The sequence below is a fragment of the Kitasatospora sp. NPDC001261 genome (assembly GCF_042896795.1).
GTDB lineage: Bacteria > Actinomycetota > Actinomycetes > Streptomycetales > Streptomycetaceae > Kitasatospora.
Genome location: NZ_JBIAXP010000004.1, coordinates 211,303 through 229,568, shown reverse-complemented (window position 1 = coordinate 229,568; position 18,266 = coordinate 211,303). Strand labels below are relative to the sequence as shown.

Sequence of the window (18,266 nt, the reverse complement as noted above, 5' to 3'; positions counted from 1 at the left end):
TCAGACCCGGTCGAGCGGGCGGTGCGGGCCGTCCGGCAGCTCGACCGCGACGGCGTCGCCGGGCCGGACCGGGCCGCCGGTGCGGACGACGCCCATGATGCCGGCGCGGCGCACGATCGTGCCGTCCTCGGCGCGGCCGACGACCTGCTTGAGCAGGCCGGGCCGGTAGGCGTCGATCTGGGTGCACGGGTTGCGCAGGCCGGTGATCTCCACCTCGGCCTCCGGGCCGATCCGCAGCACCGCGCCGACCGGCAGGCCGAGCAGGTCGACGCCCTCGGTGGTGATGTTCTCGCCGAGGGCGCCCGGCGTGACGTCGAAGCCCGACTCGCCGAGTTCGGTGAGCAGTTCGTGGTGGATCAGGTGGACCTGGCGCAGGTTGGGCTGGGTCGGGTCCTGGGCGACCCGGGACCGGTGCCGGACCGTCACCCCGGCGTGCACATCCCCTTCGACGCCCAGGCCGGCGAGCAGGGTGATGCCGTCCCGGTTCGGCTTGGTGAACGAGTACTCGGCGTTGCTGCTGACCGCCACCACGGTGCCGCTCATACTCCGGACCCTCCTCGCGGACGTACGTTCGATCGCAGGAGCAGCATAGCCGCCGCTGACGACCGGCCCCCCGATGACGGAACCGGGGGAGCTCAGGACCGCCGCTCCGCGTGCGTCGACCGGTCCGCGTGCACCCGCTCGTCCGCGTCGGCGAGCCACAAGTACACGGGTGCGAGCCCGAGTTCGATCCCCATCAGCACCAGCTGGAACCAGTGCGGACGGCCGTCGACGACGAGCGACAGCACCCGCGCGAGGCCGCCCAGCAGGAGGACCGCGGCCAGCCACCGCACCGGCCGGGCGGGCACCGGCGTCTGCCGGGCGGCGTGGATCCAGGCCGCCCCGTACCCGGCGAAGACCGCGCCCATGAAGCGGCCGAAGCTGCCGACCGTCGGGCCGGCGTCCGCGATCCCGGGCATCGCGGAGTTCCCCAGCAGGATGTGGAGGAAGCCGATCGCCACGCAGGCGATCCCCATCGTCCACGCGAGCACCCGCAACGCCTTGGCCATGGCCCGTCCACCCCTCACAGAGGTCTGGTTGACACGTGTCTACTACGTTGCCCACCACGCTAGCGCCGGCAAGTAGACACGTGTCAAGTAGCCTGGCCCGCATGCCAGTCCACGAACGGCGCCGCCGACTCTCCCCCGCCGAGCGACGCGCCCAGCTGCTCTCCGTCGGTGCCCGGCTGTTCGCCGAACGGCCGTACGAGGGGGTGCTGATGGAGGAGGTCGCCGAGCGGGCCGGGGTCTCCCGCGCCCTGCTCTACCGGCACTTCGCGAGCAAGCACGAACTCTTCGCCGCCGTCTACCGGGAGGCCTCCGCCGACCTGCTCGCCAGGAGCCGGTTCGACCCGGGCGACACCCTGGTCGAGCAGCTGGTCGAGGGCATGGACGCCCACCTCGACTACTTCATCGCCAACCGGCACGCCGTGCTCGCGGCCAACCGCGTGCTGGCCGGGGACCAGGTGATCCAGACCATCATCACCGAGGAGCTCGACGCCCTGCGCGGCCGGCTGCTCGGCGTCCTCCCACTCGCGGACGAGCGGGCGCGACTGGCGGTGTCGCAGGTCCTGCGCAGCTGGCTGGTGTTCGTCCGGGTGCTGGTCATCGACTGGCTGACCGAGGAGAGCTGCTCCCGCACCGAGCTGCGGGACGCCTGCATCGGCGCCGTGCTGGGCGCGCTCCGGCCGCTGCTGCCCGTCGATCCGGCACCCGGCTGGGGGCACCGAGGGCATACCATCGGGACGTAAGGGGAGAAGCTCCGCAAGCGCCCAATTCCTCATGAACATATGACAATTGGATGCTCTGACTCCCCTCGACCAGCCGGACCTCCGAACCCCGCGAAGGGACCCATGGACTCCGCCGCAGCCGACACCGGGACCACCCTCCCCCCACTCCACCGGCTCCCCACCACCCCCGCCCAGCCGCCCCACCCCACCACCCTCCCGGACGGCACCCCCGCGTGGCTGATCACCCGCTACCACGACGTCCGGCAGGTCCTCGGCGACCCCCGGGTCACCCGGGCCGACCTGCATGACGTCGGCACCGCGGGCGCCACCGCCGACGTGGCCGCCAACCCGGCGTCCCTGTTCAACCAGGACGGGCCCGCCCACCGCCGGCTGCGCGGCACCGCCCAACGGGCCTTCACCCCGCGCGCCATCGCCGGCTGGCAGCCGTGGGTCGCCGCCGCCGTCCAGCAGTCCGTGGACCGGCTGGTCGCCGCCGGCCCGACGGCCGACCTGGTCCCCGCGTTCGCCCGGCCGGTGCCGTTCGCCGTCACCACCCGGCTGATGGGGCTCGACGGGGACGGGCCGGACCACCTGGACGAGGAGCGGCTGCGGCGCTGGACCCGCGCCCTGCTCGCCCAGGGCGAGGACCAGGGCGGCGAGCCGGGCGGCGGTCTGGACGGCGGGCAGGACGGCGGACAGCAACCGGACACGGACCCCGACCACGACGCCACCCTCGCCGAATTCGGCTCCTTCATGGGCGAGTTGGTCGCCCGCCGGCGCCGCGAGCCGGGCGACGACCTGGTCAGCCGGCTGGTCCGGGCCGCCGACCAGGACGGCGGCGTCCCCGAGGAGTCCCTCGTCTTCCTGGTCGCCGGGCTCACCGCCAGCGGCAACGAGAGCGTCGCCGGCGCCCTCGCCAACGCCCTGGTCTACGTGCTCGGCGAACGCCCCGAGCACTGGCCGCGCCTCGCCGACCCGGACACCGCCGAGCGCACCGCCGAACGGCTGCTGCACTACATCCCGCTCGGCGACGACGAGGCCACCATCCGCCGCACCACCGCGCCGGTCGAGGTCGGCGACGTGACCATCCCGGCCGGCTCGATCGTCGCCGTCAGCCTCGGCAGCGCCAACCGAGACCCGGCCGTCTACCCCGAGGGCCTCGACGCCGACCTGGGCCTCCCGCTCCCCGCCCCGACCCTCGCCTTCAGCTCCGGCCCGCACTACTGCATCGGCGCCTGGCGGGTCCGGCTGGAGATGCGGGAGTCCCTGCACCGGCTCGCCACCGCCCTGCCGGGCCTGCGCCTCACCACCCCGGTCGCGGAGCTCGCCTGGCAGCTCGGCGGCACCACCCGGAGCCCGGCCCGCCTCCCGGTCGACTGGTAGGTCGACCGGGAGCCGGTGGTAGGCCGGTAGCCGGCACCGGCGGTCGCCCGCCCGGCCTCAGCCGTCGGGCGAGGCGGCCGACCACCGCCCCCGGCTCACCCGAACAACCCCTCCCCCAGCGTCCCGCCCTCCGGCGCGCCCGGCAGGACGTAGGCCACCGCCGAGGCGGTGTGCTCGATGAAGGTGTTGAGGGCGTCGCGCGCCGCCAGGCGGTTCTGGACGCGGGTGAACTGGGCCGGGTCGCGCATGAAGGCGCAGAACAGCAGGCCGCGGTCGCCCGGGCCGTCGTCGTAGTTGTAGCCGCGCCGCAGCATCCGGGCGCCGCCGTCCAGCCGGGGGCTGGACAGGCGGACGTGCGCGGTGGCCGGGATGAGGTACGAGCCGTCCGGGTTCTTGGCGTAGATGTCCGGCTCGTCGTGCTCGGCCGTGCCGGTGAGCGGGGCGCCGTCGCCGGCCCGGCGGCCCATCACCTGCTCCTGCTGGACCCCCGGGAGGGCGGCGAAGGCGGCGGTGTCCATCCGGATCCGGCGGTAGACCAGCACCGTCCCGTGCTCGTACGGCCCCGGCGGGCCCCAGACCCACTGCCCGCTCTCGGTTCCGTCCGGGTTCGCCGTGCCGTCCTTGAAGCCGAACAGGTTGCGCGGGGTGGCGCCGCCGGCCGTCCGGGCCAGGAAGCCGGACTGCGTCCACCGCGCGGTCGCGCCCGCCGCCCGGGCCGCCGCGTCGACCTGTTCGGCGACCACGGACAGCGGCCAGCGGTCGGCCGCGCACAGCTGGACCACCAGGTCGCCGCCGCCGCGCGCCGGGTCGAGCCGGTCCCCGGGGAAGGCGGGCAGCTCGGTCAGCAGGGCCGGCGGGACGTTCAACCCCAGCCGGGCGGCGAGGCCCGGGCCGACGCCCACCAGGCTGCTGAGCCGGGCCGGTTGGCCGCCCTGCAGCCGGGCGTCGGCCGGGCTGCCGCCGGTCGCCCCGGCCAGCACCCGGGTCAGCTCGCCGAGCAGGCCGCGCAGGGCGGCCCGCCCGTCCGAGGTCGCGGCGGGCGCCAGGTCGAGGGCCAGCAGCTGGGTGGCCGGCTGCTGCGCGGTCGTCACCCCGGCCTGCCGTTCGCCGTGGAAGGGGACGGCCGGTGGCTCCGGTGCCGCCGCCGGTCGGGCGCCGCGGCCGTGCCCCCGGACGCCGCCGGTACCCATGGCCAGTGCCGTGACCCCCGCGCCGAGCCCGGCGGCCACCACCGCCCCGCCCGCGAGCAGCCCCCTTCGATCCACCCCGGCGCCCCGCGCGGTCGGTGGCTGGTCCTGCGCCTTTCCGGTTTCGGCATGCATGGGCGACATTGGAGACGATAGAACACGCCGTATGCAACTTTTGACCACACGTCACCCGCGGTCCGGCACGACACCCCCACCCGGGGCCCGCGTCGCCAGGCGCCTGCCCGCCCTGCTCGCCGCCGCCGTCCTGGCGCTGGCCGGCTGTTCCTCGGGCGGCTCGTCCTCCTCCGACGCCAAGCACCCGGACGGCACGGTCATCCGCGTCCCGCAGCACTTCCCGACCATCCAGCAGGCCGTGGACGTCGCCCGCGAGGGGGACACCGTGCTGGTCGACCCGGGCACCTACCGGGAGAGCGTGCGCGTCACCAAGCCCCGGATCGTGCTGCGCGGCACCGACCGCAACACCGTGGTGCTGGACGGCGGGCTGCGGCTGGTCAACGGCATCACCGCCTCCGGCCCCGGCTCGGTGGTGGAGAACCTCACCGTCCACGGCTACCTCGCCAACGGCGTGCTGTTCACCGGCGTCACCGACGAGAAGCTCCAGCAGCACGGCGCCGGCGGCTCCGCCTACAACCCGCTGGACACCGTGCGCTTCCCGGTGGTCGAGGGCTTCCGCGCCAGCAGTGTCACCGCCTACAACAACGGCCTGTACGGGATCTACGCCTTCGACGCCCGCGGCGGCGTCATCGAGGACTCGTACGCCTCGGGGGGCGCCGACTCCGGCATCTACGTCGGCCAGTGCAAGCCCTGCGACACCCTGGTGCGGGGCAACACCGTGGAGCGCAACGCCGTCGGCATCGAGATCACCAACGCCTCCGACGGGCTCACCGTGGTCGGCAACCGGGTCACCGGGAACCGGGTCGGCGTCACCGTCAACTCCAACGACCTCGAAGCCCTCGCCCCGCAGCACGGCGCGGTGATCGTGGGCAACGTCGTCACCGACAACAACGCCACCGACACCCCCCAACAGGCCGACGGCGCCTACGGGATCGGGATCGGGATCGGCGGCGGCACGGCGAACCAGGTGCAGCGCAACCTCGTCCAGGGCAACCGCGCGGCCGGCATCGTCATCACCGACCCGCCCGGGCACCCGGCGAGCGGCAACCGGGTCGAGGGCAACCGGGCCACCGGCAACGGCACCGACCTGGTGCTCGCCTCCGTCGACCCGGGCAACTGCTTCACCGGCAACCAGCCGGCCGTCCAGAGCCCGGACGGCCTGGAGACGCTGGCGGGCTGCGCCGCCCAGGGCCGGAGCGCCCCGCCCTTCGGCCGCACCAGCCCCGTCCAGGCGCCGCCCGGCATCCCGTTCAGCCAGGTGCCCGTCCCGCCCGCGCAGCCCTCGCTGCCGGACCCGACCGCGCCCGGCCGCCCGGCGACCGACCTCCCGGGGCCGGTCGACCCGGGTGCCTACCCGCTGCCGGAGTCCGCGGACGCCGTCCCGAAGCACTGAACCGGCCGCACCGGGCGGGCCCGCGGACTCTGCTCCCCGCGGGGCCGCCCGGCGCCGGTCACCGGTCGTGCGGCAGCCAGGGGCCGGGGATCAGCCGGTTGACCACCGTCACCGTGATCCCGTCGCCGAGGTTGTCGCAGGTGAGCACCAGCGGCCCGAAGACCGTCCGGTCCGCCGCGTAGCCCTCGGGCGGCCTCAGCTCCACCCAGTAGTACGTCCCCGGTCCGCCGCTGCCCCGGCAGATGCCGTCGGCCCCGGTCGTGCAGGGCTCGCCGACCGGCGTGTCCCCGCGCTCGCGGCCGGGGCCCGGCCAGCCGAGCCACCCCGGCCACCCCGGTCCGCCGCTGACCCGCCACAGCTGGAACGTCGCCCCGGCCAGCGGCCTGCCGTCCTGGTCCACCTTGACCAGGGTCAGCACGCCCCTCGTCGGGCGGAAGCCGAAGTCGAGGGTGTGGTCGTTCTCGCCCGGTCCGCCGGTGGTCAGTTCCCGTTCGGCGTACTTCCCGCCCCTCGGGACGACGCCCTTGGAGTTGACGAACGGGTCGTCGCCGACGTCGTGCCGGGTGGGCGCCCACTCGAACAGCGGGCCGCCCTCGGCGTAGTCGGCCGGCTCGTCCAGCCGGAGGGTGTACCGGGTGCGCGGCGCGAGGCCGCCGGTGACGTTCGAGTCGTCGAAGTAGTACTCGCCGCGCGCCGAGGTCCTCGTCGTGCCGACCAGCGCGCCCGCCCCGTCGTACAGGTGCACCGTGACGCCGGGGACCGGGCGCCCGCCCGGCCGCTGGATGCCCGTGCGCCCGGGGTCGTACCAGACCCGGTTGCCGATCTGCAGCGGCGCCCGGTCGCAGAGCACCTCCAGGTCGCCCATCGAGGCGCCCTTGCCGAACGGCGCGGGCACGTCCGCCGGGTTGAGCCGCAGGCCGGTCCCCGGGGCCTGCCGGCCGTCCGCCCGCTGGACGAAGGCCGTCCCGTAGCCGAAGGCCGTGTTGTTGGGGTCGTACCCGGAGATCCCGATGGTGCTCTCGACCTTGGACAGCGCCATCCCGGCGTAGTCCGCGTTGTGGTGGACGCCGAACCGGCTGGTGTCGAAGAAGCGGGTGCCCCGGGGCGAAAGCCCGCACCCGTTGTTGGTGTCCAGCACGTACGTGCCGTTCTCCGCGCAGGCCTTGTCCAGGTCACCGCCCGACAGCACCTCGCCGACCGCGGCGCCCGAGGCCGACTGGCCCGTCGCCCGGTCGGCCAGGCGGTCGCGGAAGGCCAGCAGCATCGAGCCGTCCGTCTCGAAGCCGACCTCGGCCAACTCCGGTTCCGGCTGGGCCCGGTAGCCGGAGCAGGCCTGGCCGTTCTGCGAGGTCGGATAGGTGTCCGTCCACGGGAACCAGCCGGCGCCGTCGCACGGGCCGCTGCCCACGGTCGACTGCCGCGGGTAGTCCAACGGCTGGTCCAGGACGGCCGGTTGGAACAGCCCGGTGGCGGGGTCGAAGGGCAGCACGACCGCCCGCAGGTCCGAGGCCCGGCCCGTCGACTCGCCCGAGCAGACACCGCCCAGGTAGCCGACGCCGTCCTGGAGGCCCAGGCCGAACGGCCGCCAGTCCCCGGCCGAGGGGCAGCCCGGGTCCGGGACCGGGTAGACGGCCGTCGGCGTCGCGGCCGTCGCCGCGGTGGCGTCGTAGCGGTACAGCGCACGGGAGTTGAGGTTGACGACGAACAGGTCCCGGCCGTCCTCGGTGACCTTGAGCCCGCCGAGGCTCTCCTTGCCCGGCACGGCCAGGAACGCGTCGTCCGACCCCGGCGCGTGCGCCGTGCCACCGGCGTCCGGGACGGTGGCGAACAGCGTGGTGGTCTTCCGCGCCGGGTCCGTCACGTAGATCCCGCCGGCGCCGCCCGGACCGTAGTCGGTGGTGCGCTTGGCCGCCGCCGAGGAGAACACCCGCCGGTCGGCCTTGTTCCACGCGATGCCGAACAGCGTGCCCGTCTGCGCGTCGGTGGCGATGCCGGTGACGTCGACGTCCACGCCGTCCTGGCCGCGCGCGCCGTACGGGAACGACACCAGCGTGCGCTGCTCCCCGCCCTGCCAGGTGGTGTTCTGACAGGTCGTCACCAGCGGGGCGTTCTTCTGGCAGTAGTCGCCCGGGTACCAGAACCCGGTGGTGTACGCGACGTTCCGGCCGTCGGAGAGGTCGACGAACTCCTCGTTGGAGCTCAACTGGTTCGGCGCGCCGTCCAGGCCCTGGCGCGAGGCGAAGGCCGGGAAGAGCGTGCCCGGCTTCGGATTCACCACCCGGACGCGGTACTTGCCGTCGGTCGCCGTGCTCGCGGCCGGGGCCAGCGTCACCGTGCCGTCGGTGCCCGTGGCGCCCTCGGTCCTGGTGCCCGCGTCATCCGTGAGCGTCACCGTCACGCCCGCGATGCCCGGCTCCAGCGCGGGCGTCCACACGCCGGTGGCGTCCACCGCCCGGACCACCCGGACCGTCACCGCCCCGACACCGCCCTGCGCGGAGGCCGGCGGGGCCGCCACGAGTCCTCCGCCGGCCAGCACGACGGCGAAGGCCGCCGTCAGCGCGGCCCGGCGCGTCCGTCTTCTCGTCCTCTTCAAGGTTCCGTCTCCCCTCACCGACGGGCGCAGGCCCGATCCGGACAGGACCCCCAGGACAGCGGCCACCGGTCGTCCACGTCCCGCACTCACCCCGCGTTCACCGGCGCGGGTGACGGAAAGCGCCGGGAAATCGCATCGAGTTCGGACACGGCCTCACTAGTTCGCATACTTCCCGACCACATCTCCGGGCCGTCCCCGATGAGACCGACGGCACGCCCGACCCGCCTGTGCGGCATGATCGGTACGCACCGCCCGCCGACGGCGGAGCCCGCCGAGAGGGAGGCCGCGCCCGATGCCCGACGGCTTGACCACCGACCTCGTACTGGGCTGCACCGTCCTGCTGGGCGCCTCCGTCCAACGGCTCGCCGGGATCGGCTTCGCCCTGGTCGCGGCGCCCGTCCTGGTGCTGCTGCTCGGGCCGGGCGACGGCGTCACGCTGTCGAACCTCGCCGCCGGGGCCATCAGCGCCGTCGGTCTGCTGGGCAGCTGGCGCCAGGTACGGCTGGCGGCGATGCTGCCGCTGATCCTCGCCGCGGCCTGCACGGTGCCGGCGGGGGTCTGGGTCGCGGCGACGGTTCCGACGCCCGGACTGCTCGTCGGCATCGGCGCGCTGGTCACCCTGGCCTCGCTGCTGGTGCTGCGCGGGGTCCGGGCGGCCGCGCTGCGCGGGGTCGGCGGCGCCCTGGTCGCGGGCGCCACCAGCGGGTTCATGAACTCGGCCGCCGGGGTGGGCGGTCCGGCCGTCTCCCTGTACGCCGTCAACACCGGCTGGACGGCGCGCGAGTTCCTGCCCAACGCCCAGTTCTACGGCGTGGTGGTGAACGCCTTCTCCCTCGCGGGCAAGGGGCCGCCCGCGCTGTCCGGGACCGCCTGGTGGCTGGTGGCCACCGCGCTCGCGGGCGGCGCGGCGATCGGCCGACTGCTCGCCGCCCGGGTGCCGGAGGCCCGCGCCCGGCTGGTCGTGCTGGGCCTGGCCCTGGCGGGCGGGCTGACCACCCTCGTCAAGGGCGTCTCGGGGCTGGGCTGAGCGCGCCCGGCCCTCCACCGCCGTCCGACGAACCACCGGAAACCGGCTGAAACCCACCGGACACTCCGGACGCCCCCGGATGAGCCCGACACCCGTACCGACACGGACAGTTCGGGACGCCCCGGGCACTTCGGAAACCGCCCGAACGGCCCTCCGCGGACATGACATACTGCCTCGGTGACCTCAGCAGACCTGGCCGCGAAGCCGTCCAAAAGCCGTCCCCAACTGGGCCGGAAGTTCAACCTGCTGTGGTCCGCGTCGGCGATCTCATCGGTCGGCGACGGCATGCGGGACTCCGCCCTGCCGCTGCTCGCGGTGGCCGTCTCCGACTCCCCCAGCGCGGTCTCCGTGGTCTCCGTCTCCGCCTCGCTGCCCTTCCTGCTGATGTCCCTCTACGGCGGGGTGCTCGCCGACCGGGCCGACCGGCGGCGGCTGATGTGGACCATCGACGCCGCGCGCGCCGTCGTCGTCCTCGGCTTCGCCGCCTGGGTCTTCCTCGCCGACCCGCCGCTGGTCGCGCTCGCCGCCCTGGCCTTCCTCCTCGGCTGCGGCGAGACGGTCTTCTCCAACGCCGCCACCTCCGCCGTCCCCGAGCTGGTCCGCCCCGACCAACTCGACGCCGCCAACGGCCGGATGCAGGCCAACATGCTGGTCGGCGGCAACCTGATCGGCCCGCTGCTCGGCTCCGCGCTGTTCGCCGTCGCCGCCGCCCACCCCTTCGCCGTGGACGGCGTCTCCTTCGCGCTCGCCGCCGTCCTGGTCGCCGCCACCGGCCGCTCCACCGCCCCCAGCACCCGGGCCGACCGACGCCCGGTGCTCACCGAGATCCGCGAGGGCGTCGACTGGCTGCTCCGCCACCGCGACGTGCGGATGCTCGCCGTGCTCTCCACCCTCGGCGCGCTGGCCTGCTTCATGGGCACCACCATGATGGTCCTGATGGTCACCAAGGTCATCCACGCACCCGCCGCCTCCTACGGCATCGTGCTCGCGGCCGGCGCCATCGGCGGCACCGCCGCCAGCACCCTGGCCGGCCGGCTCAGCCGGCTGCTCGGCCGGGGCACCCGGATCGCCCTCGCCTTCCTGCTGATGGGCGTCTCGCTGATCCTGATGGGCCTGAGCACCTCGGTGGCCGAAGTCGCCGCGCTGTACGGCGTGATCGGCTTCGGGATCGTCACCTGGAACATCCAGGCGATCTCGCTGCGCCAGCAGGCCGTACCGAAGGAACTGCTCGGCCGAGTCAACAGCTGCTACATGCTGCTGAGCCGCCTCGGCATCATGGCCGGCGCCGCCCTCAGCGGCTGGATCGCCTCCGTCGTCAGCATCCGCACCCCGCTGCTCGTCGGCGGCGGACTGCTGCTGGTCCTGCTGGTCGCGGTGCTGTTCCTGCTCCCGCGGATGACGGCGCTGGAGACCGTCCCGGCCGCCTCGGAGCCGTCCGACGTCGGGTAGTACCCTCCGGGCCGTTGCGCGTCCTCCCGCCCAACGGCCGCTGTCCGCCGGTATGGTGACCGCGGGGGGTGTGCCGGGAAGTCTGGTCGGCGGGCAGCTGCTCGCCCGTCCTGAGGAGAGCCATGAACACCGACCGCCCCGCCGCCTCCGGTACCGCCGCGCCGCCCGTCGGGGCCGGCCGCGACCTCGGTCCCGGCCTCGGCCCGCTGGTGCGGGTCGACGGCGACTGGTACATCGGCGACCACGAGAGCAAGGCGTATCTCGCCGTCCTCCCCGAGGGGTTCGAGCACCGCGTCACCGGGCGGGAGCCCTTCCTGGTCCCGTGGAAGCGCCTGATGAGCCTGAAGCTCGGGGTCACCAGCGGCCGGTTCCGCAGCACACCGGCCGGCGGACTCCTGACCGGTCACCACGCGCCCCACGAGGCGATCGGCACCCACGGCTCCTGCCTGAGCGCCATGGTCCGGCACCCCTACGACCTGTGGAGCCCCCGGTTCGTCCACCACCGGCGGTGGTACCCGGCGCCCGAGATCACCCTGCTGCACCAGCTGCTGGGGAACATCGTCGACCTCGGCCGGGTCGAACGGCTCGGCGACGACACCTGGCTGACCTCCGTCGTCGAGGAACTGGCGGCGGACCGCCTCCTCCGGAGGTGGCGCACCAGCAAGGCCGTCGCGGACGGCGTACGGGAACTCATCGCGCGCGGGGCGTGACCGCCGGGTTCACGCGCCGCTCCGTCCTCCGATGCGCCGCCCAGGCCCCGGAGGCCGCGCGGGCGGGTGCTGCCGCCCGCGCGGTGGCCCGGCATCAGGCGGGCAGGCGGTCGGGCGGGGTGGTGGGACGGGGCCGGGCGGTGCTGAGGGCGGCCAGGGCCGGGGTGGCGGCGAGGGCGAGGCAGAGGGGCAGCGGCAGGTGGTCGGCGAGCAGGCCGGCCAGCGCGGTGCCGCCCGAACTGCCCGCGTTGAAGCACGTGTTGACCCAGGCGCCGGCGCGCGTCCGGTGGCCGGGCTCGGCGAGTTCGTCGGCGAGCAGGTAGGCGGTGGTGAGGGTCGGGGCCACGGTGAGGCCGGCCAGGGCGGCGACGGCCGCGAGGAGCGGGACCGTCGGGGCGAGGGCGGTCAGGGCCAGCGCGCCGGCGAAGGCCGCGGTGAGGACGGCGAGCCGCCGCCGGGCCGGGGCCCGCCAGTCGAGGGCGCCGAGGGCGAGGCCGCCGGTCGCGCTCCCGGCCGCCAGCGCCGCCTCCACCCAGGCGGCGTCGGCCGCCTGCCCGTGCCGCCGGGCGAAGACCACCGTCAGCAGGGCGAACGCACCGAGTCCGGCCCCGGCCCCGGCGGCCGCGGCGAGCGGCTGGCCGGTCCGGGACGGCGGCCGCCAGGGGCGCGAACGGCCGCCGGTGGCGGCGGAGTCGGCCTCGGCGCGGTCCGGCCCGACACCGCGGACCGAGGCGGCCAGGGCGAGGGAGCCGGTCAGGACGAGGGCGGCGCCCAGCACCAGTCCGAGCGCCGGGCGGGCCGTCGCCGCGATCACCCCGGCCAGCAACGGGCCGATGACGTACAGGAGTTCCTCGGCGACGGTGTCCAGACTGTAGGCCCGGCGGCGCAGCCCGGGATCGGACAGCAGGGCGCTCCACCGCGCCCGGGTGACCGGGCCGAGGGGTGGCGCGAGCACGCCGGCCGCCACGGCGAGGGCGAGCAGGACGGGGTACGGGACGCCGGGGCGCCAGGTGGCGGCGGCCAGGCCGAGCAGCACCAGCGCGTACCCGGCCGCCATCGGCGGCAGTGTCCGGCGCGGGCCGTGGCGGTCGACCAGCCCGGCCCGGGCGGGTGAGAGCAGCACGTTGGAGGCGGCGAACAGCGCCGTCAGCCAGCCGGCCCGGGCGTACGAGCCGGTCGTGGCGGTGACGGCCAGCAGGAGCGAGAGCGGGACGACACCGTAGGAGAGGCGGCCGGTCAGGGCCGCGCTGAAGAGCCGGGCCGCGCCGGGGGTGCGCAGGACCGTCGCGTAGGACGAAGACATGGAGGGGTTCCTCTGGAGCTGGCGCGCGCCGCGCGCCGGTGGACCGGGACGCCGAAGGACCGCACCACCGGGGTGCGGTCGCCGCGCGGGGCCCTAGTCACGGAAGAGGAACACGGGGCCATGGTAGGGCACGTCCGTGCGGGGGCCGTCCGTTCGGGGGCACGTCCGTGCGGGCGCCCGTCCGGGACGTCGGCCGCACCGGCTCCCCCGGCCGGGCTCCGCGCCGCCGGCCGCAACGGTGCGGAACGCCGGTATCGGAACGGACGTTGTGTCATATTCGTTGTGACCAAGGAGAGTTCACCGCCCCCTCCCGAGTCCCGGCGGGCTCGCCGAGGGCCCATCAGGGTGCGGTCAGCACCATGTCAGCGAGCCGAGGGAGCATGTGCGGAGCGGGCCCACCCGGTTGTCCCGCGTGCGCCGATGACCCGAGGGCCGCACCGCGCCCTACCCGGAATGGAGTGTGCGACATGTCGAACCCCTTTGACGACGCGGACGGGACCTTCCTGGTGCTGGTGAACGACGAGGGCCAGCACTCGCTGTGGCCCGCGTTCGCCGAGCGGCCGGACGGCTGGGCGGTGGCCCTGGCCGAGGGGCCGCGCGAGGAGGCGCTGGCCTACGTCGAGGCCAACTGGACGGACATGCGCCCGCGCAGTCTGCGCGAGGCCTCCGCCGCCCGGGCCTCGTAGCGGCGACGTCCGATCCATCCGAGGAAGGGCCCGGCCTGCCAGCGTGGCGGCGGCCGGGCCACGTCGATTTCTCCCTCATCGACACGGAAACGGGGACCTTCATCGTGCAGAGGATTCACTTCACCGCAGCCGACCTCGCCAGAACCCGGCTGAAGAGCACCATGGGCCCGCTCGTGGAATCGGCCTTCGCCTGCGACCTGCTGGACCGCGGCGTGAGCGCGCCGTACGCCCGGTGGCGAAAGCAGGTGAACGAGCGCCTCCCCCGGCGGCCGGTGCCCCGCCCGCGCAGCCGTCCCGAGCACGACGTGGACTCGCTGCTCCGGCAGGCGCTGCGGTACGCGGAGGCGCCCGACGCGCCGCCCGAGCCGTCCGGGCCGTTCGACGCGTCCGAGGCCGCCGAGCTGCCGCAGCGGCCCGGGGCAGGCGTGGACGCCTGCCTGCTGGAGGCCTGGCAGCTGGCCGTGGCGCCGTTCTGGCAGCACCTGCACGCCTACCTGGTGGCCGAGTGCGAGGCGCGCGGCCGGATCGTGATGGCCGGCGGGGTGGAGCTGCTGCTGTCCACCGCGCACCCCCGGATGACCTGGCGGGCGCCGGTCCTGGAGATCCCCGGCGGGCCGGACCAGGACATCCGGCTGGGCGGCCGGGGCCTGGTGCTCACCCCCTCGGTGTTCCTCAACCACCGGCCGGGCCTGGCGATCGACGCCGAGGGGCCGGACGCGCAGGTGGTGCTGGTGTTCGCGGCCCCGCCGCACGCCCGCAAGGGGGCCCAGCTGTGGCAGGAGCGGGACAGCGGCTCGCGGCCGCTCGGCGCCCTGGTGGGCCAGACCCGGGCGGCCGCCCTGCGTACGCTGCGGGCGAGTTGCACGACCAGCCAGCTCGCCGACCGGCTGGGCATCTCGGCGGCCAGCGCCAGCCAGCACGCGGCGGTGCTGCGCCGGAGCGGGCTGATCACCACCCGCCGGGTGCGCAACACCGTGCTGCACTCGGTGACGCCGCTCGGGATGGCGCTGCTGGACGGCGGGCCGGTACGGCCGGTGGCGACGGGCTGCGACCGGTCCGAGCGGCCGGCCCGCGGGGCCCGGCCGCGGAGCGCCTCGCACCTGCTCGCCTCGTAGGCGCAGCGGGCTGGACCCCCGGCCGCCGTCCGGTGCCGGGGGTCCTCACCCTTCCCGCCGTTCCGGGATCAGCTCCGCGGCCAGGCCCGGAACTGGCGCAGCCCGTACAGCAGCGGCCGCGGGTGGTGGCGCCGTACGACCCGGCGGATCTCGCCGTAGACGGTGACGTGGTCGCCGACCCGCTGGGCCAGCACCACGTCGCAGTCGGCCACCGTGTGGGCGTCGCGCACCAGGTGCGGGCCGGCCGCCTCCGGGGCCTGCTCCCAGGGGAGCAGCTGGAACCGGTCCGGGTTGCCGGAGGCGAACAGTTCGGCGGTCCCCTGGGCGTCCTCGTGCAGCAGGTTGACCGCGAACAGGCCGCTGTCGGTGACCGCTTCGAGCGTGGGGCTGCCGGAGCGCAGGCAGACCAGGAGGGTGGGCGGGTCGAGTGAGACGCTGCACACCGCGGAGCAGGTCATGCCCCTCGGGGCGCCGTCGGGGCCGGTGGCGGACACCACGCTCACGCCCGTGGGGAACCCGCTCATCATGGCCCGGAACTCGTCGGGGGTGGCTCCCGCCGTCCCCACGGCTCCGGACGCCCCGGAGGCCCCGGCCCGTAACCGGGCCCGGTCGCCCGCGTACTCGGTCATCTCGCACCGCTTTCTGTCTCGACGGACTCCACCGGCGCCATGGCCGTCGCGCTGATCCCCTCGGCCGCCGGGCGGCCCTCCATCCGGTCGAACAGCTCCAGCAGCGGCCCGGTGGCCGCCGTGGTGACCAGTGCCATCACCACCAGGGCCAGGACCAGCGGCGCGGGCAGCACCCCGGAGGCGAAGCCGGCCTGGAGGACGATCAGTTCGGTGAGGCCGCGGGTGTTCATCAGCGCGCCGATCCGCCGGGCGGTCCGGGGCGGCTGGCCGCCGATCCGGGCCCCGAGGTAGCCGCCGAGGCCCTTGCCGAGGAAGCCCAGCAGGACGGTGCCGGCGATCAGCACCCCGGAGGTGGCGGAGAAGGCGCCGGTGAGCACGGTGACCCCGGTGACCACGAAGAAGGCGGGGGTCAGGAACTGCCCCGACCGGGAGACCGTGGACACCACCCGGGTCCACGGGCCGCCGTCGTCGTGCGGGATCGCCAGCCCGGCCAGTGCGGCGCCGAGGATCGACGTCATGCCGAGGTGCTTCATGGCGAAGGCCACCGCGAGGGCGGCCGCCGCGACCAGGACCGCCATCGCCCGGGGCGAGCGGCCGCAGAGCCGGGACGCGGTCCGGGTGCCCAGCGCGTAGCGGATGGCCAGCGCGCAGACCACGCCGACGGCCAGGGCGCGCAGCGAGTGCAGCGAGCGTGCCGGGTCCCCGGCGCCCAGGCTGATCGCCAGGGAGAGCAGCAGCCAGCCGCAGGCGTCGATGACGACGGCGGAGGCCAGCGAGAGCCGGCCCGGGACGCCGTCGCTCATCCCGCGGTCGGCCAGGATGCGGGCCATCACCGGGACGGCGGTGATGGCCATGGTGACCGCGACCATCAGGAGGAAGGCCGGCAGCGGGGCGCCGCCGCGGGCCGCCCGGTCGCCGGTGAGGGCGATCAGCCCGACCAGCAGGCCTCCGGTGGCCAGCGGCGGCACCAGCGCCCCGACGGTGATCCAGGTGGTGGCGCGCCGGGGCAGCCGGTCCCGGCCGCGGCGCAGTTTGTGGGCGAGGCCGACCAGGAAGAGCACCAGGGCGGCCTCGGCGACGGTCTTGACGAGGTCGAACACCGGCCCCGGCAGCACGGCGTCGAAGGCGGGCCGGCCGGCCAGGGCGATCACGGCGGGCCCGGCCAGCAGGCCCCCCGTGATCTCCCCGATCACCTCCGGCTGCCGGAGACGGCGCGCGACTCTCCTGCCCGCCACGGCGATCAGCAGCACGACGCCGAGGACGGCGGCCGCGTGCACGACGCGTGTCAGGAGCTGGAGGACGTCCATGACGAACGGGCCCCTTTCCCGGGATCGTGGTCAGCGCATCCGGGCGAAGTAGTCGTACGCCTTGGGCAGCGTCGCGACGAGCCGTTCGGTCTTCTCCCGGATCTGCGCGAACTCCCGTTCCGCGGCGGCGCCGTCGGAGAGGTCCAGGGCCGGGGAGTGCGCCACCTCGATGCCGCCCATGCCCAGCAGGACGCTCATGTAGGAGTACGGCGGCAGGCCGTGGTAGTAGGGGAAGACCGTTTCGGAGTCCGGGAGTTGGGCCTTCCAGAGTTCGAGCCGCTCGGCCAGCGAGTCGGGGATCTTCCGGGTCTTGGTGTCCCGCCAGTACTGGGTGTCGGTGCGCTTGGCGGCGACGTAGTGCAGGACCAGGAACTCCCGTACCCCGTCCATGACGTGGGCGACGGCCCGGTTGTAGAGGTCGCGCCGGACCGGGTTCCAGTCCTGCGCCGGGAAGTACTTGACCAGTTGCTCGATGGCGTGGTGGATGAAGAAGATCCCGGTGGACTCCAGCGGCTCCACGAAGCCGCTGGCGAGGCCGACGGCCACGCAGTTGCGGGACCAGGAGTTGCGGCTGCGGCCGATCCGCATCCGGATGTGGTTGGCCTCGACGTCGGCGGCGGCGGGGCCGACGAAGGCGCGCAGGGTCCGCTCGGCCTCCTCCGGCGAGAGGTAGTCCTTCGCGTAGACGTACCCGGTGCCGACCCGGCCCATCAGCGGGATCGTCCAGATCCAGCCGGCGTCCTGGGCGGTCGCGGTGGTGCAGGGCAGCACGCCGCGCTTCGCCATGTCCATCGGCACCTGGAGGGCGACGGCGCTGTCGTTGGGCAGGGTGTCCTGGTAGGAGATGAACGGCTCCTCCAGCGCCTTGTTCAGCAGCAGCCCGCGGAAGCCGGTGCAGTCGATGAAGAGGTCGCCGGTGAGCTCGCCGTGCTCGGCGGTGCGCAGTCCGCTGATCCAGCCGCGGTCGTCGAGCCGGACGTCCTGGACGTCGTCGACGATGCGCTTGACGCCTCTGTCGGTGGCGTACTGCGTCAGGTACTTGGCGAGCAGCGCGGCCTCGAACTGGTAGGCGTACGGGAACTGGGTCTTGCCCTGGTGCTCGGACATGGTGAGGCCCTGCATCTCGTCCGCGCCCTCGTCGAAGGGCTGGTCGATGAGGGCGCCGTCGAGGTGGCGGGGGCTGAGGCCGGCGTCGATGACCGAGGCCATCACGAAGCAGTCCTTGTCGAACCGGCTGGTCGGCCCCTGCTTGAGCCACCAGTCAGTGAGCGGGAAGCCGTTGACCGAGCGCATCTGCTCGAACGGGTGGTAGAAGTAGTGGCCGGGCTCGCGCCAGTCCTCGAAGCGGACGGCGAGCTTGTACGTCGCGTTGCAGGCCGGCATCCAGTCCTTCTCCTTGAGTCCGAGGAACTCGAAGAAGTGGCGGATGTCGCTGAAGGTGGCCTCGCCGACGCCCACGGTGGAGATGTTGCCGGATTCCACGAGGGTGATGTCCACCCGGTCCTCGAACGCGGCCTTCAGGTACGAAGCCGTCATCCAACCCGCTGTTCCGCCGCCTACGATCACAACCCGGTCGAGCAC

General features: G+C 74.7%; 16 protein-coding genes. 8 read left to right on the top strand and 8 right to left on the bottom strand.

The features are described 5' to 3' along the window. Together ACFY4B_RS07880 and ACFY4B_RS07875 are read right to left on the bottom strand one after the other, a co-directional pair. Positions 1-543 carry an MOSC domain-containing protein gene (locus ACFY4B_RS07880; protein WP_387966836.1) on the bottom strand — a complete coding sequence of 181 codons (543 nt, stop codon included), beginning with the start codon at positions 541-543 and terminating at the stop codon, positions 1-3. A 92-nt stretch (positions 544-635) separates the two neighbouring features. Beyond that, a complete protein-coding gene (locus tag ACFY4B_RS07875; RefSeq protein WP_387966835.1) occupies positions 636-1,049 on the bottom strand; it encodes a DUF4345 domain-containing protein in 414 nt (137 codons plus the stop codon). Positions 1,050-1,150: 101 nt separating this feature from the next. Between ACFY4B_RS07875 and ACFY4B_RS07870 the strand changes: the two genes are divergently transcribed. Beyond that, positions 1,151-1,789 (top strand): TetR/AcrR family transcriptional regulator, encoded by a 639-nt coding sequence (locus ACFY4B_RS07870; protein WP_387966834.1) that lies wholly within the window; start codon positions 1,151-1,153, stop codon positions 1,787-1,789. Positions 1,790-1,891: 102 nt separating this feature from the next. Further along, on the top strand, positions 1,892-3,151 hold the full coding sequence (locus tag ACFY4B_RS07865; protein WP_387966832.1) for a cytochrome P450: 1,260 nt from the start codon (positions 1,892-1,894) through the stop codon (positions 3,149-3,151). Between the two features lie 95 nt (positions 3,152-3,246). On the opposite strand, the gene ACFY4B_RS07860 is transcribed toward ACFY4B_RS07865, so the two are convergent. After that, on the bottom strand, positions 3,247-4,473 hold the full coding sequence (locus ACFY4B_RS07860) for a Dyp-type peroxidase (RefSeq protein ID WP_387966831.1): 1,227 nt from the start codon (positions 4,471-4,473) through the stop codon (positions 3,247-3,249). A 40-nt stretch (positions 4,474-4,513) separates the two neighbouring features. Here ACFY4B_RS07860 and ACFY4B_RS07855 point away from each other — a divergent pair, with 40 nt between their 5' ends. After that, positions 4,514-5,866 carry a right-handed parallel beta-helix repeat-containing protein gene (locus ACFY4B_RS07855; RefSeq protein ID WP_387966830.1) on the top strand — a complete coding sequence of 451 codons (1,353 nt, stop codon included), beginning with the start codon at positions 4,514-4,516 and terminating at the stop codon, positions 5,864-5,866. A 58-nt stretch (positions 5,867-5,924) separates the two neighbouring features. On the opposite strand, the gene ACFY4B_RS07850 is transcribed toward ACFY4B_RS07855, so the two are convergent. Further along, complete coding sequence (locus tag ACFY4B_RS07850) at positions 5,925-8,459, bottom strand: SdrD B-like domain-containing protein (RefSeq protein ID WP_387966829.1); 2,535 nt, start codon at positions 8,457-8,459, stop codon at positions 5,925-5,927. 292 nt (positions 8,460-8,751) lie between these two features. Here ACFY4B_RS07850 and ACFY4B_RS07845 point away from each other — a divergent pair, with 292 nt between their 5' ends. From ACFY4B_RS07845 to ACFY4B_RS07835, 3 genes are all read left to right on the top strand, one after another. Further along, a complete protein-coding gene (locus ACFY4B_RS07845) occupies positions 8,752-9,486 on the top strand; it encodes a TSUP family transporter (RefSeq protein WP_387966828.1) in 735 nt (244 codons plus the stop codon). A 177-nt stretch (positions 9,487-9,663) separates the two neighbouring features. Then, positions 9,664-10,935: an MFS transporter gene (locus ACFY4B_RS07840; RefSeq protein ID WP_387823133.1), complete on the top strand. Its 1,272-nt coding sequence runs from the start codon at positions 9,664-9,666 to the stop codon at positions 10,933-10,935. Between the two features lie 122 nt (positions 10,936-11,057). Beyond that, on the top strand, positions 11,058-11,645 hold the full coding sequence (locus ACFY4B_RS07835; protein ID WP_387966827.1) for a hypothetical protein: 588 nt from the start codon (positions 11,058-11,060) through the stop codon (positions 11,643-11,645). A 94-nt stretch (positions 11,646-11,739) separates the two neighbouring features. On the opposite strand, the gene ACFY4B_RS07830 is transcribed toward ACFY4B_RS07835, so the two are convergent. Continuing rightward, on the bottom strand, positions 11,740-12,948 hold the full coding sequence (locus ACFY4B_RS07830) for an MFS transporter (RefSeq protein ID WP_387966826.1): 1,209 nt from the start codon (positions 12,946-12,948) through the stop codon (positions 11,740-11,742). Positions 12,949-13,415: 467 nt separating this feature from the next. Here ACFY4B_RS07830 and ACFY4B_RS07825 point away from each other — a divergent pair, with 467 nt between their 5' ends. Together ACFY4B_RS07825 and ACFY4B_RS07820 are read left to right on the top strand one after the other, a co-directional pair. Further along, positions 13,416-13,634, top strand: a complete 219-nt coding sequence (locus ACFY4B_RS07825; RefSeq protein ID WP_074002447.1) for an MbtH family protein — start codon at positions 13,416-13,418, stop codon at positions 13,632-13,634. Between the two features lie 104 nt (positions 13,635-13,738). Continuing rightward, positions 13,739-14,749, top strand: a complete 1,011-nt coding sequence (locus ACFY4B_RS07820; RefSeq protein WP_387966825.1) for an ArsR family transcriptional regulator — start codon at positions 13,739-13,741, stop codon at positions 14,747-14,749. Positions 14,750-14,817: 68 nt separating this feature from the next. On the opposite strand, the gene ACFY4B_RS07815 is transcribed toward ACFY4B_RS07820, so the two are convergent. Genes ACFY4B_RS07815 through ACFY4B_RS07805 form a run of 3 tightly spaced genes read right to left on the bottom strand, consistent with a single transcriptional unit; the run spans position 14,818 to position 18,266 of the window. Beyond that, positions 14,818-15,378 carry a flavin reductase family protein gene (locus ACFY4B_RS07815; protein WP_387966824.1) on the bottom strand — a complete coding sequence of 187 codons (561 nt, stop codon included), beginning with the start codon at positions 15,376-15,378 and terminating at the stop codon, positions 14,818-14,820. Next, the gene (locus ACFY4B_RS07810) at positions 15,375-16,685 is read right to left on the bottom strand and encodes a cation:proton antiporter (protein ID WP_387966823.1); all 1,311 of its coding nucleotides are present in this window, start codon (positions 16,683-16,685) and stop codon (positions 15,375-15,377) included. Before ACFY4B_RS07810 ends, ACFY4B_RS07815 begins: the two co-directional genes overlap by 4 nt. 30 nt (positions 16,686-16,715) lie before the next feature. Beyond that, positions 16,716-18,266, bottom strand: a complete 1,551-nt coding sequence (locus tag ACFY4B_RS07805) for a tryptophan halogenase family protein (RefSeq protein WP_074002444.1) — start codon at positions 18,264-18,266, stop codon at positions 16,716-16,718.

What these genes read in the sequence shown, in the direction of transcription:
- ACFY4B_RS07835 (WP_387966827.1), top strand. Translation starts at nt 11,058, where the DNA reads ATGAACACCGACCGCCCCGCCGCCTCCGGTACCGCCGCGCCGCCCGTC.
- ACFY4B_RS07865 (WP_387966832.1), top strand. Translation starts at nt 1,892, where the DNA reads ATGGACTCCGCCGCAGCCGACACCGGGACCACCCTCCCCCCACTCCAC.
- ACFY4B_RS07845 (WP_387966828.1), top strand. Translation starts at nt 8,752, where the DNA reads ATGCCCGACGGCTTGACCACCGACCTCGTACTGGGCTGCACCGTCCTG.
- ACFY4B_RS07815 (WP_387966824.1), bottom strand. Translation starts at nt 15,378, where the DNA reads ATGACCGAGTACGCGGGCGACCGGGCCCGGTTACGGGCCGGGGCCTCC.
- ACFY4B_RS07880 (WP_387966836.1), bottom strand. Translation starts at nt 543, where the DNA reads ATGAGCGGCACCGTGGTGGCGGTCAGCAGCAACGCCGAGTACTCGTTC.
- ACFY4B_RS07830 (WP_387966826.1), bottom strand. Translation starts at nt 12,948, where the DNA reads ATGTCTTCGTCCTACGCGACGGTCCTGCGCACCCCCGGCGCGGCCCGG.
- ACFY4B_RS07810 (WP_387966823.1), bottom strand. Translation starts at nt 16,685, where the DNA reads ATGGACGTCCTCCAGCTCCTGACACGCGTCGTGCACGCGGCCGCCGTC.
- ACFY4B_RS07825 (WP_074002447.1), top strand. Translation starts at nt 13,416, where the DNA reads ATGTCGAACCCCTTTGACGACGCGGACGGGACCTTCCTGGTGCTGGTG.
- ACFY4B_RS07875 (WP_387966835.1), bottom strand. Translation starts at nt 1,049, where the DNA reads ATGGCCAAGGCGTTGCGGGTGCTCGCGTGGACGATGGGGATCGCCTGC.
- ACFY4B_RS07870 (WP_387966834.1), top strand. Translation starts at nt 1,151, where the DNA reads ATGCCAGTCCACGAACGGCGCCGCCGACTCTCCCCCGCCGAGCGACGC.
- ACFY4B_RS07860 (WP_387966831.1), bottom strand. Translation starts at nt 4,473, where the DNA reads ATGCATGCCGAAACCGGAAAGGCGCAGGACCAGCCACCGACCGCGCGG.